Here is a 15295-nt window from a genome sequence, read left to right as displayed (position 1 = left end):
GGAATTGTGCAAAACCGCGCTGGCCTCTTCGCCGGCAAGCCGGCTCCTACAGGGCATGGGTGCATTTCCCCCGTAGGAGCTGGCTTGCCAGCGAACAGCGGTGCCTGGGGTTGTGCATAACCCTGAGGTCAGCGCACTACGCCTTCTTCGATGAGCAATTTGAGAATGGCTTCGGCACCCGCCTCAGGACTGACGCCCTTGAGTACCTGGCCGGTGCCGCCGCTGGCCTTGGCGGTAGCGGCTTTCATGCGGTCGGCGCCGCTCTTGGCCTTGATCACTTTCAGGCGCTTGGGGCGCGGCTTGGCCGGCTGCAGGCTGGAGCCTGTGAACAACTCGTCCTCCACCACCAGCACCTGGTCGGTTTCGAGCACGCCGCGGCGCGCCGGGCCGTAGGCGCTCTGGCGCGGCTTGGGTGCGGCGTTATCCACAGTGGCGAGGAATGGCAGGCGCACCTTGAGCCGGCGTCGCTGGCCGCGAGGCAAGGCTTGCAGGACATGGGCCACGCCATCGCCCAGGGACTCGACCTGGGCCAGCCCCACCACCAGCGGCCAGCCGAGGTTTTCCGCCAGCAGGAATGGCAGCATCCCCGAGCCCTCGCCGGTTTCCGCCTGGCTGCCGGTGAGCACCACCTGGGCGCCGGCATGACGCAGGTACTGGGTCAGTGCCGGCAGGGCATCGGCGCCCGCCGGCTGCTCCAGCACATGCAGCTGTTCCAGGCCCATGCCCAGGTAGGCGCGCAGGGCCGGTTCGGCTACATCGCCGGCATGCAGCACCTGCAACTGCGCACCGGCCAGTTGCAGGCCCAGTTCCACTGCCCGGGCATCCTGTTCGGCACGCCGCGGGCGGCCGGAGGTGGGGTGGGCGCCAATCGAAATCAGGCTGATTACATTGCTATGCATAACATCCCCTTAAGCCGCATCGCGCTTGGCGTCGTTGCGGTAGGCCGCTACCGCCGCGATCAAGGCCTTGAGAATCTCCGCGCTGTCGCCAATCACCGACAGGTCGGCACGCTTGATCATGTCGCAACCCGGGTCGAGGTTGATCGCCACCACCTTGTCGCAGGCACCAATGCCTTGCAGGTGCTGGATCGCTCCGGAAATCCCCACCGCCACATAGACCCGCGCGGTGACCCAGATACCACTGGCCCCCACTTGCCGGTCGCGGGCCATGAAGCCGTCGTCCACCGCCACCCGCGAAGCGCCTTCGGTGGCCCCCAGGGCGGCGGCGGTCTGGTGAAACAGCGGCCAGTCCTTGACCCCGTTGCCCCCGGAAAAGATGAATTCGGCCTCGGCCATGGGAATCGCCGCCGGGTCCACCGCCACTGCGCCCAGGTCTTCGATCCGCGCCAGGCTGCGGGCCACGCTTGTGGATAACTCCACCGGCAAGGCTTCGTGGCGGGTTTCACTGACCGGCTCCGCGCATTCGGCGGCGGCCAGGATCAAGCGCGCCACCGGCCGCGCCAGGTCCTGCAGGCCCGCACCGGCACGGCCGATGCACTGCCCGTCCTTGGCCTGCCAGACCCGGGTCGCCGGGCGTTCGCCCAGGGCGGCGGCAAGGCGCCGGCCCAGTTCGCCGCCGCCGGTGCGGCTGTCGGGCAGCAGCCAGTGGCGCGGGCTGAACTGGTTATCCACAGCCCGCAGGCCCTGCACCCGTTGCTCCGGTGCATAACCTTCGAACTCGCTGCCTTGCAGCACCAGCAGGCGGTCGACACCCGCGGTGGCGAAGGCCGATTCCTTGTGCTCGCCGAACACCACCGCCAGCACCGCGCCGTCCTGGCCCGCCAGCTGATGGGCCAGGCCCAGCAGGTCGCGGTCGTGGCTGCTCAGGCGGCCACCGACCATGTCCGGCACCACGCTGATGTAGAACGCCGGCTGCGCCACTTGATGCAGCGGCAACTGCACCTCGGCCGCTGCCGTGCGCTTGGCGCTGCCGCCCTGCTGGGCGCCACTGCGGTCGATGCGCTTGAGGCCGTTGGGGCCGATGAAACCGATGCCGTGGGGGTTCTTGCGGATGAGGCCATTGGGCCCCATCCAGCTGTGTTGCGCCGGCTGCATGGCCGCGTGCAGCGGGTGCAGGCGGTTGCGGGCGATCCACTCGGCCCGGGGATCGCGGCGGATAATGTCGCTCATCAGTGCACCTCCGCAGGTTCAGGTTTCACCGACGCCGGCGCTTTGCTCGGGGCGGCGTCTTCGAGCAAGGCATCGGCTACCAGTTCGGCGATGTCCTTGATCATCGGCCGCGGCTCCACCACCCCTTCGAGCATCGCCGTGCACTGTGGACAACCCACGGCCACCAGCTCGGCGCCGGTTTCGCGGATGTCCTGCATGCGCATGTCGGGAATCCGTTGCTTGCCCGGAATGTCGGTGATCGGCGCGCCGCCGCCACCGCCGCAGCAACGGGAACGGAAGCCCGAGCGCTGCATTTCCTTGATCTCGATGCCCAGGGCACGCAGTACGTCCCGAGGGGCTTCGTACTCACCGTTGTAACGACCCAGGTAGCAAGGATCGTGATAGGTCACGCTGCTGCCCTTGTGCTGGCCCAGGTTCAGCGCACCGGCGCCGATCAGCTCGGCCAGGTAGGTGCTGTGGTGCTGCACCAGGTAGTTGCCATCGAAGGCGCCATACTCGTTCTTCAGCACATGGAAACTGTGGGGATCGCAGGTGACGATGCGCTTGAAGCGGTACTTGGCCAGGGTCTGGATGTTGCGCTTGGCCAGCAGCTGGAAAGTCGCTTCGTCGCCCAGGCGCCGGGCCACGTCACCGCTGTCGCGCTCTTCCAGGCCGAGCACGGCGAAGTCCACCTTGGCCGCCTTGAGCACTTTGACAAAGGCCCGCAGGGTGCGCTGGTTGCGCATGTCGAAGGCGCCGTCGCCGACCCAGAACAGCACGTCGGTGCTTTGTTTGTCGCTGAGCAGGGACAGGTTCAGGTCCGCCGCCCAGTTCATCCGCCCGCCGGGGTTGAAGCCGCCGGGGTTGTCGGTGGCAATGAGGTTTTCCAGGACCTCGGCGCCCTTGTTCGGCGTGGCGCCCTTCTCCAGGGTCAGATGGCGACGCATGTCGACGATGGCATCGACGTGTTCGATCATCATCGGGCATTCCTCGACACAGGCCCGGCAGGTGGTGCAGGACCACAGGGTCTCGGCGTCCACCAGGCCGTTGACGATGGGCTGGTGCGGGTTGCCGCCGTGTTCGCCGATGGCCTTGCCAGGGTACGGGCTGCCAGCGAACTGCGCGTCGGTACCGCCGGCCAGGCCGACCACCATGTCCTGGATCAGTTTCTTCGGGTTCAGCGGCTGGCCGGCGGCGAAGGCCGGGCACGCCGCCTCGCACTTGCCGCACTGCACGCAGGCGTCGAAGCCCAGCAACTGGTTCCAGGTGAAGTCCTTGGGCTTTTCCACCCCCAAAGGCGCGTTCGGGTCTTCCAGGTCCAACGGTTTGAGGCCGGTGGAGCGTCCGCCACCAAAGCGCTCGGCGCGCCGGTGCCAGGCCAGGTGCAGGGCGCCAGCGAAGGCGTGCTTCATTGGCCCGCCCCAGGTCATGCCGAAGAACAGCTCGGACACGCCCCAGAGCACACCCAGCGCAAGCAGCGCCGCCAGCAGCCAGCCACCGAAGTTTTCCGGAAGGATCCCGGCCACCGGCAGGGTCGCCACGAAGAAGCTCACGGAGAATGCCAGCAGGCTTTTGGGCAGGCGCATCCACGGCCCTTTGGACAGCCGCGCCGGCGGGTTGCGCCGGCGCTTGGCGACGAACAGCGCGCCGACGAACATCAGCGTGGTGGCCAGCAGCAAGGCATAACCCAGGATGCGGTTGTGCAGGCCGAAACCGTGCACCAGGATCGCCAGCACGGCGGCCAGGACAAAGCCCCCCGCCGTGGCCACGTGGGTGTTGGCCATGTATTTGTCCCGGGCCACCACGTGGTGCAGATCCACCATGTAGCGCTTGGGCATGGCCAGCAGGCCGCCAATCAGATCGACCTTGGAGGCTCGCCCCCGACGCCACATGGCCACGCGTCGCAGCGCGCCAAGGACCGCAAGGCCGATGGCGGCGAACAACAGAATGGGAAGAAGGGTGTTCAACATGGTGGAGCTCCCAAAGACCTGGGGCCTTGTAGGAGCTGGCTTGCCAGCGATCAGGCAGCACGCGGTATCTCGCCAGTGCCGATCGCCGGCAAGCCGGCTCCTACAGGAAGTGGCTTAGAAATCCTTGCACAGGCGCAGTGCGTCGTAGATCGCGGCATGGGTGTTGCGCTGGGACACGCAGTCGCCGATGCGGAACAACAGGTAGCCCTCCCCCGTCTCGCTCAGGCACGGCTGCGGCTTGATCGCGAACAGCGCCTCGACGTCCATCTGGCCCTTGTTGCGCGAACCTTCCTTGAGCCCGTAGTAGAGCTCTTCGTCAGGACGCACGCCGTTTTCCACCACCACCTGGTCCACCACCCGTTCTTCCCGGGCGCCGGTGTATTCGTTCTCCAGCACCGCCACCAGCTTGTCGCCCTCGCGGTAGACCTTCTCCAGGGTCAGGTCCCCGGTCATGATCACTTCCTTGGGGTACAAGCTGCGGTAGTAGGTAGGGAACGAGGTGCCGCCCACGGCGATGCCCGGCTTGATGTCGTCGGTGACGATTTCCACTTGCGAACCCTTGTCGGCGATGAAGTCGGTGACCGACATGCCGGTGAACTCGCAGATGGTGTCGTACACCAGCACGTTCTTGCCCGGCGCCACCTTGCCGTCGAGGATGTCCCAGCTGCTGACCACCAACCCTTCGGCGGCGCCCCAGTGCTCGTTCTGCTCGATGAACGGATGGCCGCCCACGGCCAGCACCACCACGTCGGGGCGCAGGTCGAGGATGGTCGCGCTGTCCGCCGCGGTGCCCAGGCGCAGGTCGACTTTCAGGCGCGCCAGCTCCAGCTGGTACCAGCGGGTGATACCGGCGATCTGGTCCCGTTGCGGGGCCTTGGAGGCCGTGGTGATCTGCCCGCCAATGGCTTCCTTCTTCTCGAACAGGGTCACGTCATGGCCGCGTTCGGCGGCAACGCGAGCGGCTTCCATACCGGCAGGACCGGCACCGACCACCACCACCTTGCGCTTGATGCCGGTGGTTTTCTCGATGATGTGCGGCACGCCCATGTATTCACGGGACGTGGCGGCGTTCTGGATGCACAGCACGTCCAGGCCCTGGTACTGGCGGTCGATGCAGTAGTTGGCGCCGACGCACTGCTTGATCTGGTCGATCTGGCCCATCTTGATCTTGGCGATCAGGTGCGGGTCGGCCATGTGCGCGCGGGTCATGCCCACCATGTCGACGTAACCGCCTTCGAGAATCCGCGTGGCCTGGTTCGGGTCCTTGATGTTCTGTGCGTGCAGCACCGGCACCTTGACCACTTCCTTGATGCCCGCCGCCAGGTGCAGGAACGGCTCCGGCGGGAAGCTCATGTTGGGGATCACGTTGGCCAGGGTGTTGTGGGTGTCGCAGCCCGAACCCACCACGCCGATGAAGTCCAGCATGCCGGTGTCGTCGTAGTACTTGGCGATCTGCTTCATGTCCTCGTGGGACAGGCCGTCCGGGTGGAATTCGTCGCCGCACAGGCGCATGCCCACGCAGAAATCGTCGCCCACTTCAGCGCGTACCGCCTTGAGCACTTCCAGGCCGAAACGCATGCGTTTCTCGAAGGTGCCGCCCCATTCGTCGGTGCGCTTGTTGACCCGCGGGCTCCAGAACTGGTCGATCATGTGCTGGTGCACCGCCGACAGCTCGACACCGTCCAGGCCACCGGCCTTGGCCCGGCGCGCGGCCTGGGCGTAGTTGCCGATCACCCGCCAGATTTCCTCCGGCTCGATGGTCTTGCAGGTGGCGCGGTGCACTGGCTCGCGCACCCCGGACGGCGACATCAGGGTCGGCCAGTTGAAACCGTCCCAGCGCGAGCGCCGGCCCATGTGGGTAATCTGGATCATGATCTTGGCGCCATGCTTGTGCATGGCGTCGGCCAGGTTCTGGAAATGCGGGATGATGCGGTCGGTGGACAGGTTCACCGAGCTCCACCACTCCTGGGGGCTGTCGATGGCCACCACCGAGGAACCACCACAGATCGCCAGGCCGATGCCGCCCTTGGCCTTTTCCTCGTAGTACTTCACATACCGTTCAGTCGTCATGCCGCCGTCGGTGGCGTAGACCTCGGCGTGCGCAGTGCTCAGCACACGGTTGCGGATGGTCAGTTTGCCGATCTGGATCGGCTGGAACATCGCTTCGAAAGCCATTTGTCTTAACTCCGCTTACAACGGTTTGACGACGAACAGGCCATCGTCGTGGCCTTCTTCGGAACCACCGTAAACCTGCTCTGCCACGGTGCGGATCTTGCTGCCACGGGCCGCCAGGATCTGATCCATGGCACCGGCGAACCAGCCGGTGAACATGTAGTCCACCTTGCGCCCGACCTTGCCGTACACGTAGACGAAGGCCGAGTGTTCGAGCTTGACGCTGGCGGTGCCTTTATCCAGGTCGATGTCCTGGATCTTGAACAGGCCCCAGCCGCGCTGGGACAGGCGCTTCATGTAGTGCTCGAACACCGCGACGCCTTCCAGGCCGTGGCATTCGGCTTCTTTTTCGCACCAGTGCCAGGCGGACTTGTAGCCGGCCTTGTAGAGGATCTCGGCGTAGGCATCGGCGCCCAATACCTCCTCGATGCCCATGTGGTTGTTGACGAAGAAATGCCGTGGCACGTAGAGCATCGGCAGGGCGTCGGAAGTCCAGACACCGGTTTCGCTGTCGACTTCGATAGGCAATTGCGGGGCGATCTTGGCCATGTTTCAAAACTCCGGAATTCTGTGGATAAGTACGTCTGTAGCCGCTGCCGCAGGCTGCGAAAAGGCTCGAAGAGCCTTCCGAGGGCCGCAAGAGCGCGTCTCCTTCGGAGCCGATCGCAGCCTGCGGCAGCGGCTACAGGAATGTGCTGTTGGGGGTGGCCTTATTCGCCCCAGACGTCCTTCAGGACGCTGACCCAGTTCTCGCCCATGATCTTGCGCACCACGCGCTCGCTGTGGCCGCGCTTGAGTAGGGTCTCGGTGAGGTTGGGGAACTCGCCCACGGTGCGGATGCCCAGGGGATTGATGATCTTGCCGAAGTTGGTCAGGCGCCGGGCGTAGCCCTTGTCGTGGGTCAGGTATTCGAAGAAGTCCTGGCCATGGCCCTGGGTGAAGTCGGTGCCGATGCCAATCGAATCTTCACCGACGATGTTCATGGTGTATTCGATGGCTTCGGCGTAGTCGTCGATGGTGGAGTCGATGCCCTTGGCCAGGAACGGCGCGAACATGGTCACGCCGACGAAACCGCCGTGGTCGGCGATGAATTTCAGTTCGGCATCGGACTTGTTGCGCGGGTGCTCCTTGAGCCCAGACGGCAGGCAGTGGGAGTAGCAGACTGGCTTCTTGGATTCGAGGATCACTTCCTCGCTGGTCTTGGAACCAACGTGGGACAGGTCGCACATGACCCCGACGCGGTTCATCTCGGCGACGATCTCGCGGCCGAACCCGGAGAGCCCGCCATCACGCTCGTAGCAGCCGGTGCCCACCAGATTCTGGGTGTTGTAGCACATCTGCACGATGCCCACGCCCAGCTGTTTGAACACCTCGACGTAGCCGATCTGGTCTTCGAAGGCATGGGCATTCTGGAAGCCGAAGAGGATGCCGGTCTTGCCCAGCTCCTTGGCCTTGCGAATGTCCGCGGTGGTGCGCACGGGCATCACCAGGTCGCTGTTTTCGCGTATCAGCTTCTGGCTGGAGGCAATGTTGTTGACCGTGGCCTGGAAACCTTCCCAAACCGACACGGTGCAGTTGGCTGCGGTCAGGCCGCCCTTGCGCATGTCCTCGAACAGCTCGCGGTTCCACTTGGCAATGATCAGCCCGTCGATAACGATGCTGTCGGCGTGTAGTTCGGCTGGGCTCATCAGGCTGTCCCCTTATTGGCGATTCATGCGCCGAATCGTCTGCCGGCGCTTTGGGGTCAGCATATGCTTGAGGGCCGGGGCGCCTGGGTGCAAAAACGACAGGGGAATTGCCGAAAGCGTCAAGCGCCGACAAAGGGCCGGACGGAGGGCATGGGTGGCCTCTGTTCTTTGCCCGGGGCTTGCGCCAGAATTCGCGCCTTTAGTGGATGCTTCACCGGATTAGGGGCAGCGATGCAATGAAACCGATCTTCCTGGCCTTGGTACTGATGGCGACGGGCGTACAGGCAGCCGAGGAGACCGACAGTTCTCCCTGCGACGGCGTGGAAAACGACGTGCAGACCCTGGAATGCGCGACCTACAACAGGACCACCGCCGAACAGTTGCTGGGCGACAACGTGCAGAGCCTGCTGGAACGCCTGGGCACCCTCTATGGCAGCGACAAAGGGCAACTGGCCGACATCAGCGCCAAGGTCAAAAATGCCCAGCAACTGTGGCAGAAGCAGCGCGACGCCGACTGCGCGATGGAGTCCTTTCCGGCCAAGCCCGGCACCAAGGCCTACACCATCGCCACCAATGACTGCCTGGCGCGCATGAGCGACGAACGCTCGGAGTTCATCGAATCCATCGCCCAGGAATGACCCGCCACCGCTAGGAGCGGGCCGGCCCGCGAAAAGCGCTCTGGCGAACCGGTTGTGGTGGCTGCGAGCGTTTCGCGAGCAAGCTCGCTCCTACAGGTCAGCGCCGGGTCAGGCGCCACCGCGAAAGCACGAGACGCCCCAGGCGGTGAGTTTGAACGGCAGGTGGTAGTGCTGGCGCGGATCATCCAGGCCGAAGCGGTACGCCAGCACCTCGAGGAAGGGCACCGGCGGCAGCGCCTGGCCTTGCTCGCGATAGAACGCCGCCACGTCCAGCTCCACTTCGTAGACGCCCTGGCCGAAGCTCGCCGACCGCTCGGCAAGCTCGCTCAGCAAGCCGTTGCCGGCAATTCGCCCTGCGCAGAGCAGCTCGCCGCCCAGGCGGCGCACCCGCACCGCCATGCCTTCGGCCACCTTGCCGCTGGCGACGTCCACCACATGGATGGATAGGCCGCCGTTCATTTCCAGAAGCCCTTGTGCGCCAGGGCGGCCTCGCTCTCAAGCATCGGCCCGAACACCGGGATCTGCCGCTGCCCACGGGCGAACACTTCGCGGCACGGCAGGGAAAAGGTCGGGTTTTCCGGGTGGTCGCCGGTCAACTCCAGCAGCTCATGTTCGGACAAGGCGTAGACCACCCGACCAATGCCGGTCCAGTAGATGGCCCCGGCGCACATGCAGCAGGGCTCGGCGCTGGTGTACAGGGTGCACTCGGCCAGGGCCTGGGGGCTGAGGCGCTTGGCCGCCAGCGCCGCTGCCGCCAGTTCGGCGTGCTGGGTCGGGTCGCCTTCGGGGGGCATCGAGTTGTTGCCGGCGCTGGCGATGACCTTGCCGTCGCGATCGGCCACCAGGGCCGCGAACGGATGACGGCCGCGGGCCTTGGCCTCTTCGGCGAGCTGGATGCTCTGGCGCAGCAGGTGCAGGTCCAGTTCGGTGACGCCGGCAGGGATGGAAGAAAGAATCTGGGTCATCTTGACCTCCTTTTCATGGGCAGGAGCCGCCACAGCAATGGCGGCGAGAAAAACGTCAGTCATTGAGCTCGACATGGGCTGCCAGCACCTGGGTGGCGGCCTCACGGGGGTTGAGCAGCAGGTTGAGAACGATGGCGGTGATGGCGCCAAGGAAGATGCCGCTTTCCAGCACCAGCCTGAGGGGACCGTGCAGATGGGCGAACAGCGCCGGGAAGGACATCGGCAGCACCCCGACGCTGACCGACACCGCCACCACGATGGCGTTGCGCGTACCTTCGAACGGCACCCGCGACAGTTCCTGGATGCCGGCCACTGTAGTCATGCCGAACATCACGATGGCGCAACCGCCAAGCACCGGGGTCGGCACCGCGGCCACCAGGGCACCCAGCTTGGGAAACAGCCCCATGAGCACCATGATTGCCCCGGCCGCAGCCACCACGAAGCGGCTCTTGACCCTGGACAGCGCGATCAGCCCGGTGTTCTGGGTAAAGGCGTTGTAGGGAAAGCTGTTGAACAGGCCGCCGAGCAGGGTCGACAGGCCATCGGCGCGGAACGCATCGCCCAGGGTGCGCTGAGTGGTCGGCTTGCCGGTGAGCTTGCCGATGGCCAGGCAGTTGCCGGTGGTCTCGGCCATGATCACCAGCATCGCCAGGGTCATGATCAGGATCGGCACCAGGGAAAACTGTGGAGCCCCAAACGCCATGGGCCGGCTCAGTTCGAACCAGGCCGCCTGGCTCACCTGGGCAAAGTCGGTCATGCCGAACGCCGCGGCGATCAGGCTGCCCACCAGCAAGCCGATGAGCACGCTGAGGTTGCCGATAAAGCCCGAGAACTTGCCGTAGATCACCAGCGTCACCGCTACCGTGGCCAGCCCCAGCAGCAGGTTGGCCGGCGCGCCGAAATCGTCCGCCGCGGGGTTGCCGCCGCCGAGCCAGATCGCCGCTGCCGGCATCAGGGAAATGCCGATGATGGTGATCAGGCTGCCGATCACTACGGGCGGGAAAAACCGCAGCAGACGGCTGAACAGCGGCGCCAGGGCAATGGTGATGACGCCTGCGGCGATCACCGCGCCGAACACCTCGGTCAGGCCGAACTGCTTGCCGATCATGATCATCGGTGCCAGGGCGATGAACGAACAGCCCTGGATCAACGGCAGCCGCGCGCCAAAACGCCAGAACCCCAGGGTCTGGACCAGGGTGGCGATGCCCGAGGTCAGCAGGTTGGCGTTGATCAATAGCACCACCTGCGCCGGGGTCAGGCCCAGGGCATTGCCTAGAATCAACGGTACCGCCACCGCACCGGCATACATCACCAGCACATGCTGCAGGCCGAAGGTGAACAGCTGGCGGACGGGCAGGACCTCGTCCACGGGATGCACGCGGGAAATTGTCATGTCGCAGGTCTCCTGAAGGTGCAGCTTTTGCTTTTGTTTTGGCAGGCATCCGGGGCAAGCGCCGCCGGCAGGAAGTACGGACGTCGGGGCCATGATCTGTGCTTGAATACGATGAAACAAATGAGCAGCCATCGTTTTTAACGATGGATCAGACAGCCCTCTTCCAGGGCCGGGAGCCGCGATGCGCTTTTCGCTGGATCAACTGCAGATGTTCGTACAGGCCGCGCAAAGCGGCTCGTTCTCGGCCGCCGCACGCAAGCTGGGCAAGACCCAGTCCACGGTCAGCGTGGCCATCGGCAACCTGGAGGCGGACCTGGGGGTCGAGCTGTTCGACCGCAGCGCTCGCAGCCCGGTGCTGACGGCCACCGGGCAGAAGATGCTGCTGCAGGCCGAGGCGGTGCTGGAGCGCTGCCTGACCCTGCAGGCCAACGCCGACTGCCTGTCGCAGGTGGTGGAGCCACACCTGTCGATCGTCATCGAAACCCCCTATGGCCCGCTGATGCCGGCCCTGCGGGAGTTCGAACAGGCCTTTCCCTATGTCGACCTGCTGATCCGCCACCCGCTGTCCGGGGACGCCAGCGAGCTGGTGGCCCGGGGTGAAGCGGTGCTGGGCATCGCCTTCTCGCAACCGGGCTACCCCCAGGAGCTGGAGTTCCAGCAATTGGGCAAGCTGATCATGTTGCACGTCTGCCACCCGGACCACCCGCTGGCGCAGCTCGACAGCGTGACCTTCGACGACCTGCACGTGCACCGGCGCCTGGCCTTCAGCGCCCACGCCAACAAGCTGCCCAGCAGCGAATACCTGCGCTCCACCCAGCTGTGGCAGGCGGAAAACTACCTGGCGCTGCTGGAAATGGTCCGCGCCGGCCTGGGCTGGGCCACCCTGCCGCGGCAACTGATCCAGCGTGAACTGGCCAAGGGCGAGCTGGTGGAACTGCAACTGGGGGCCTACCCCCATACCGACTGGTTGATCGGCGTCGACCTGCTCTGGGCCCGACAACGGGTGATGGGCAAGGCCGAGCGCTGGCTCAAGGAGCGGCTGCTGCGCCAGAAGGTGTACGAGGTGGACCGGCGCGGGCAGTCCACGACCTGGTAATGCTGGCGCGGGCAACAAAGGGACAAGGTTCTGCACTTGGCCGGGCAGGAAATATAAGCAAGGATTCGCATTCCTTATAAAAGACTTATATAGTCCGCCATGAACGAGATCCTCTGGAGTAGAAAAGCGGTCAAGCAGTTGATGCGACTGCACCACGAGCATCAGGTCCAGGTTCGCGATGCGATTGCCCTGCTGGCCGACATGCCCGCCAGTGGCAACGTCAAAGCCCTGTCCGGCCACACTTATGCCTATCGTCTTCGGGTCGGGCAGTACCGGGTCCTGTTCGACTGGGACGGAGCCATACACATCGTCAGTGTTCAAGAGGTCAAGAAACGTGATGAACGTACCTACTGACATCCAGATCATCCACGGCCCGGACGGCAGCCCGGCATTCGTGGTGATTCCCTACGCGCAGTACATGGCGCAGTACAAGGAAGCCGATCTGATACCCCATGACGTGGTCAGCCGCATGGTCGACGGCGCCACGCCGATCCGCGCCTGGCGCGAGCACCTGCACCTCACCCAGGACGAAGTCGCCAGGCGCCTGGGGATCTCCCAGCCGGCCTTTGCCCAGCAGGAAAGCGTCGCCCGGCCGCGCCGGGCCACCCGGGAAAAGATCGCCGCCGCCTTCGGCATACGCGCCGACCAGCTGGAGCTGTAAGCTGCGCCTCACTCACTGATTGAAAGGGTTCCCCATGAGCATCTGCGGTATCGAGATCAAAGGCAGCGAAGCCATCTTCGCCCTCGCCACCCTGCAAGACGGCGCGGTGCAACACCAGCCGCTGGCCACCAAGAAAATCGCCCTGGAAGACGATGACGAGGCCGCCAACGTCAGGGCCTTCGCCAGCCAGGTCGGGGCCTTCGTGCGCGAACACGGGATCACCCGCATCGCCATCAAGAAGCGCAGCAAGAAAGGCGAGTTCGCCGGCGGCCCCACCACCTTCAAGATCGAAGGCGTGTTTCAGTTGCTGGAGAATTGCGAGGTGACCCTGCTGTCGCCCCAAACCATCAACGCCCAGTACAAGAAGCACGGCTTCGCTCTGGCCGCGAGCCTCAACAAATACCAGCACGAAGCCTACAAAGCCGCCTGCGCCGCCCTGCTGAAAAAGTAACCGTAGGAGCCGGCTGGCCGGCGCTACCGAGCCCGAGTCAAGCCAGCTCGCGGCCGCCGCCCGACGGGCGCCGGTCTTCCCGCGGGCACCGCACGAAACGCGCGCGGTAACTGCGGGTGAAGTAGGACGGCGATTCAAACCCGCAGGCAATGCTCACCTCCAGCACGCTCATGTCGGTCTGGCGCAGCAGTTTGCGGGCTTTCTCCAGGCGCAGGCCCAGGTAGAAATTGCTCGGGGTGTCGTTGAGGTGCAGGCGGAACAGGCGCTCCAGCTGGCGCCGGGTGACCTTGATCGACTCGGCCAGGGCCAGGGTGCTCAGGGGCGGTTCGCTGTGCTGTTCCATTTCGCCGATCACCTGCACCAGCTTCTTGTTGCTGATGCCGTAGCGGCTGGCGACTTCCATGCGCTGGTGATCCTTGCGCGGGCGGATGCGCCCCAGCACGAACTGCTCGCTGACCTGGACCGCCAGTTGCGGGCCGTGGGCCTGGGCGATCAGGTCGAGCATCATGTCGATGGACGCCGTGCCGCCGGCACAGGTGATGCGCCGTCGATCGATCTCGAACAGCTCCTGGGTCACGCTCAGTTGCGGGTAGGACTCCTTGAAGGCCTCGATGGCCTCCCAGTGCAAGGTCACCCGGTGCCCCTCCAGCAAACCGCTCTCGGCGAGGATCACGCTACCGGTGTCGATCCCGCCCAGGGTCACGCCCTCCACCTCCAGCCGCCGCAACCAGTGCTCCAGGGCCGGGGTGAGAAACTTCAGCGGCTCGAAACCGGCCACCACCCACAAGGTCGCGCCTTTCTTCAGCGGCTCCAGGGCCGCATCGACATTCACCGACATGCCATTGCTGGCCAGCACCGCGCCGCCGTCGGCGCTCAGCACATGCCAGCGGTACAGCTCGCCACGAAAGCGGTTGGCCACCCGTAGCGGCTCGATGGCCGAGATGAAACCGATGGCGGAAAACCCCGGCATCAGCAGGAAATAGAAGTCCTGGGACATGCAACGCACTCCGGTGACGGCCAGCGTGGGCCTTGTGATACGCCAAATGCCCCCGTGCCACAAGGGGGCAGGTCGCTGCAGTGCAAGAGTCGGTCGCCGCTGTGCGCTTGCCACCGGCGGCGCCTGCGTACCTTGGCAACACCTGCGCACAAAGACGCCGGGACCGACAATAACGACCTGCCGAGGAAAGCATCATGAAACGACTGATCAGCAGCTGTGTGCTTGCGCTTAGTAGTAGCGTTTTTCTGAGCAGCGGGGCCCTGGCCGCCGATGCCGCCAGTTGCCAGAACGTGCGCCTGGGCGTGGTCAACTGGACCGACGTGATCGCCACCAGCGCCCTGACCCAGGTCCTGCTCGACGGCCTCGGCTACAAGACCAAGCAGACCAGTGCTTCCCAGCAGATCATCTTCGCCGGCATCCGTGACCAGCGCCTGGACCTGTTCCTGGGCTACTGGAACCCGCTGATGACCCAGACCATCACCCCCTTCGTAGACGCCAACCAGGTCAAGGTCCTGGCCGAACCGAGCCTCAAGGACGCCCGCGCCACCCTGGCCGTGCCGGCCTACCTGGCGGACAAGGGGCTGAAGACCTTTGCCGACATCGCCAGGTTCCAGAAGGAACTGGGGGGCAAGATCTACGGCATCGAACCGGGTTCGGGAGCCAATACCCAGATCAAGGAAATGATCGCCAAGAACCAGTTCGGCCTGGGCAAGTTCCAGTTGGTGGAGTCCAGTGAGGCGGGCATGTTGTCGGCGGTGGCCCGAGCGGTGAAACGCAACGAGGCCATCGTGTTCTTCGGCTGGGCGCCGCACCCGATGAACGTCAACTTCAAGATGACCTACCTCAGCGGCAGCGAAAACGCCCTGGGGCCCAACGAAGGCCAGGCCACGGTGTGGACCGTCACCGCGCCTGACTACGCCGAGCAGTGCCCGAACGTGCACCGGCTGTTGACCAACCTGACCTTCAGCGCCGAAGACGAGAGCCGCATGATGCAGCCGCTGCTGGATCACAAGGATGCCCTGGAATCCGCGCGGCAATGGCTCAAGGACCACCCGCAGGACCAGCAGCGCTGGCTGGAAGGGGTCACCACCTTCGATGGCAAGCCGGCCGCCGAGCACCTGCAACTGACCAGCAAATAAGCCACCGCCACTGCCGC

The 15295-nt window shown here is 65.0% G+C and carries 16 protein-coding genes; 6 read left to right on the top strand and 10 right to left on the bottom strand.

The features are described from left to right. Nucleotides 1-128: 128 nt before the first annotated feature. The 6 genes from etfB to AC1RMG_RS23995 form a co-directional block, all read right to left on the bottom strand. Entirely contained in the window at nucleotides 129-899 is a 771-nt protein-coding gene (gene etfB / locus AC1RMG_RS24020; RefSeq protein ID WP_011063912.1) for an electron transfer flavoprotein subunit beta, read from the bottom strand. 9 nt (nucleotides 900-908) lie between these two features. Continuing rightward, nucleotides 909-2129, bottom strand: a complete 1221-nt coding sequence (gene etfA / locus AC1RMG_RS24015; RefSeq protein ID WP_493170402.1) for an electron transfer flavoprotein subunit alpha — start codon at nucleotides 2127-2129, stop codon at nucleotides 909-911. Next, the gene (gene dgcB / locus AC1RMG_RS24010; protein WP_072443626.1) at nucleotides 2129-4078 is read right to left on the bottom strand and encodes a dimethylglycine demethylation protein DgcB; all 1950 of its coding nucleotides are present in this window, start codon (nucleotides 4076-4078) and stop codon (nucleotides 2129-2131) included. Before dgcB ends, etfA begins: the two co-directional genes overlap by 1 nt. Nucleotides 4079-4192: 114 nt before the next feature. Next, a complete protein-coding gene (gene dgcA / locus AC1RMG_RS24005) occupies nucleotides 4193-6253 on the bottom strand; it encodes a dimethylglycine demethylation protein DgcA (RefSeq protein ID WP_065365108.1) in 2061 nt (686 codons plus the stop codon). Nucleotides 6254-6268: 15 nt separating this feature from the next. After that, nucleotides 6269-6799, bottom strand: coding sequence for a 4-vinyl reductase (locus AC1RMG_RS24000; protein WP_011063916.1), 531 nt, complete (start codon nucleotides 6797-6799; stop codon nucleotides 6269-6271). 161 nt (nucleotides 6800-6960) lie between these two features. Continuing rightward, nucleotides 6961-7938, bottom strand: a complete 978-nt coding sequence (locus AC1RMG_RS23995) for a dipeptidase (protein ID WP_011063917.1) — start codon at nucleotides 7936-7938, stop codon at nucleotides 6961-6963. 236 nt (nucleotides 7939-8174) lie between these two features. Between AC1RMG_RS23995 and AC1RMG_RS23990 the strand changes: the two genes are divergently transcribed. Further along, complete coding sequence (locus AC1RMG_RS23990; protein ID WP_011063918.1) at nucleotides 8175-8576, top strand: lysozyme inhibitor LprI family protein; 402 nt, start codon at nucleotides 8175-8177, stop codon at nucleotides 8574-8576. A 108-nt stretch (nucleotides 8577-8684) separates the two neighbouring features. On the opposite strand, the gene AC1RMG_RS23985 is transcribed toward AC1RMG_RS23990, so the two are convergent. Genes AC1RMG_RS23985 through AC1RMG_RS23975 form a run of 3 tightly spaced genes read right to left on the bottom strand, consistent with a single transcriptional unit; the run spans nucleotide 8685 to nucleotide 10934 of the window. Then, nucleotides 8685-9035, bottom strand: a complete 351-nt coding sequence (locus AC1RMG_RS23985; protein WP_015637310.1) for a hydroxyisourate hydrolase — start codon at nucleotides 9033-9035, stop codon at nucleotides 8685-8687. Continuing rightward, on the bottom strand, nucleotides 9032-9541 hold the full coding sequence (locus AC1RMG_RS23980) for a nucleoside deaminase (protein ID WP_041120175.1): 510 nt from the start codon (nucleotides 9539-9541) through the stop codon (nucleotides 9032-9034). Before AC1RMG_RS23980 ends, AC1RMG_RS23985 begins: the two co-directional genes overlap by 4 nt. A 55-nt stretch (nucleotides 9542-9596) precedes the next feature. After that, complete coding sequence (locus tag AC1RMG_RS23975; RefSeq protein ID WP_072451775.1) at nucleotides 9597-10934, bottom strand: nucleobase:cation symporter-2 family protein; 1338 nt, start codon at nucleotides 10932-10934, stop codon at nucleotides 9597-9599. A gap of 181 nt (nucleotides 10935-11115) precedes the next feature. On the opposite strand from AC1RMG_RS23975, the gene AC1RMG_RS23970 reads away from it, so the two are divergent. From AC1RMG_RS23970 to AC1RMG_RS23955, 4 genes are all read left to right on the top strand, one after another. Further along, nucleotides 11116-12030: a LysR family transcriptional regulator gene (locus AC1RMG_RS23970; RefSeq protein ID WP_011063922.1), complete on the top strand. Its 915-nt coding sequence runs from the start codon at nucleotides 11116-11118 to the stop codon at nucleotides 12028-12030. Nucleotides 12031-12129: 99 nt separating this feature from the next. Then, nucleotides 12130-12384: a type II toxin-antitoxin system RelE family toxin gene (locus AC1RMG_RS23965; RefSeq protein ID WP_011063923.1), complete on the top strand. Its 255-nt coding sequence runs from the start codon at nucleotides 12130-12132 to the stop codon at nucleotides 12382-12384. Next, nucleotides 12368-12691, top strand: a complete 324-nt coding sequence (locus tag AC1RMG_RS23960; protein WP_015637312.1) for a helix-turn-helix domain-containing protein — start codon at nucleotides 12368-12370, stop codon at nucleotides 12689-12691. The genes AC1RMG_RS23965 and AC1RMG_RS23960 overlap by 17 nt, the downstream gene beginning before the upstream one ends. A gap of 34 nt (nucleotides 12692-12725) precedes the next feature. After that, complete coding sequence (locus AC1RMG_RS23955; protein WP_015637313.1) at nucleotides 12726-13142, top strand: DUF3010 family protein; 417 nt, start codon at nucleotides 12726-12728, stop codon at nucleotides 13140-13142. 37 nt (nucleotides 13143-13179) lie between these two features. Here AC1RMG_RS23955 and AC1RMG_RS23950 read toward each other — a convergent pair whose 3' ends face one another. Then, a complete protein-coding gene (locus AC1RMG_RS23950; RefSeq protein WP_015637314.1) occupies nucleotides 13180-14139 on the bottom strand; it encodes a GlxA family transcriptional regulator in 960 nt (319 codons plus the stop codon). 194 nt (nucleotides 14140-14333) lie between these two features. Between AC1RMG_RS23950 and AC1RMG_RS23945 the strand changes: the two genes are divergently transcribed. Beyond that, nucleotides 14334-15278 carry a choline ABC transporter substrate-binding protein gene (locus AC1RMG_RS23945; RefSeq protein WP_262213791.1) on the top strand — a complete coding sequence of 315 codons (945 nt, stop codon included), beginning with the start codon at nucleotides 14334-14336 and terminating at the stop codon, nucleotides 15276-15278. Nucleotides 15279-15295: the final 17 nt, after the last annotated feature.

It is taken from the genome of Pseudomonas sp. GW822-FHT04H02 (genome assembly GCF_058800645.1).
This window is presented reverse-complemented; position numbering and strand designations above follow the sequence as displayed.

Coding starts and splice junctions, on each gene's coding strand:
- AC1RMG_RS23980 (WP_041120175.1), bottom strand. CDS start 9,541: ATGACCCAGATTCTTTCTTCCATCCCTGCCGGCGTCACCGAACTGGAC.
- AC1RMG_RS23965 (WP_011063923.1), top strand. CDS start 12,130: ATGAACGAGATCCTCTGGAGTAGAAAAGCGGTCAAGCAGTTGATGCGA.
- dgcA (WP_065365108.1), bottom strand. CDS start 6,253: ATGGCTTTCGAAGCGATGTTCCAGCCGATCCAGATCGGCAAACTGACC.
- AC1RMG_RS23970 (WP_011063922.1), top strand. CDS start 11,116: ATGCGCTTTTCGCTGGATCAACTGCAGATGTTCGTACAGGCCGCGCAA.
- AC1RMG_RS23995 (WP_011063917.1), bottom strand. CDS start 7,938: ATGAGCCCAGCCGAACTACACGCCGACAGCATCGTTATCGACGGGCTG.
- AC1RMG_RS23945 (WP_262213791.1), top strand. CDS start 14,334: ATGAAACGACTGATCAGCAGCTGTGTGCTTGCGCTTAGTAGTAGCGTT.
- AC1RMG_RS24000 (WP_011063916.1), bottom strand. CDS start 6,799: ATGGCCAAGATCGCCCCGCAATTGCCTATCGAAGTCGACAGCGAAACC.
- etfB (WP_011063912.1), bottom strand. CDS start 899: ATGCATAGCAATGTAATCAGCCTGATTTCGATTGGCGCCCACCCCACC.
- AC1RMG_RS23955 (WP_015637313.1), top strand. CDS start 12,726: ATGAGCATCTGCGGTATCGAGATCAAAGGCAGCGAAGCCATCTTCGCC.
- AC1RMG_RS23975 (WP_072451775.1), bottom strand. CDS start 10,934: ATGACAATTTCCCGCGTGCATCCCGTGGACGAGGTCCTGCCCGTCCGC.
- etfA (WP_493170402.1), bottom strand. CDS start 2,129: ATGAGCGACATTATCCGCCGCGATCCCCGGGCCGAGTGGATCGCCCGC.
- AC1RMG_RS23960 (WP_015637312.1), top strand. CDS start 12,368: ATGAACGTACCTACTGACATCCAGATCATCCACGGCCCGGACGGCAGC.
- AC1RMG_RS23950 (WP_015637314.1), bottom strand. CDS start 14,139: ATGTCCCAGGACTTCTATTTCCTGCTGATGCCGGGGTTTTCCGCCATC.
- AC1RMG_RS23985 (WP_015637310.1), bottom strand. CDS start 9,035: ATGAACGGCGGCCTATCCATCCATGTGGTGGACGTCGCCAGCGGCAAG.
- AC1RMG_RS23990 (WP_011063918.1), top strand. CDS start 8,175: ATGAAACCGATCTTCCTGGCCTTGGTACTGATGGCGACGGGCGTACAG.
- dgcB (WP_072443626.1), bottom strand. CDS start 4,078: ATGTTGAACACCCTTCTTCCCATTCTGTTGTTCGCCGCCATCGGCCTT.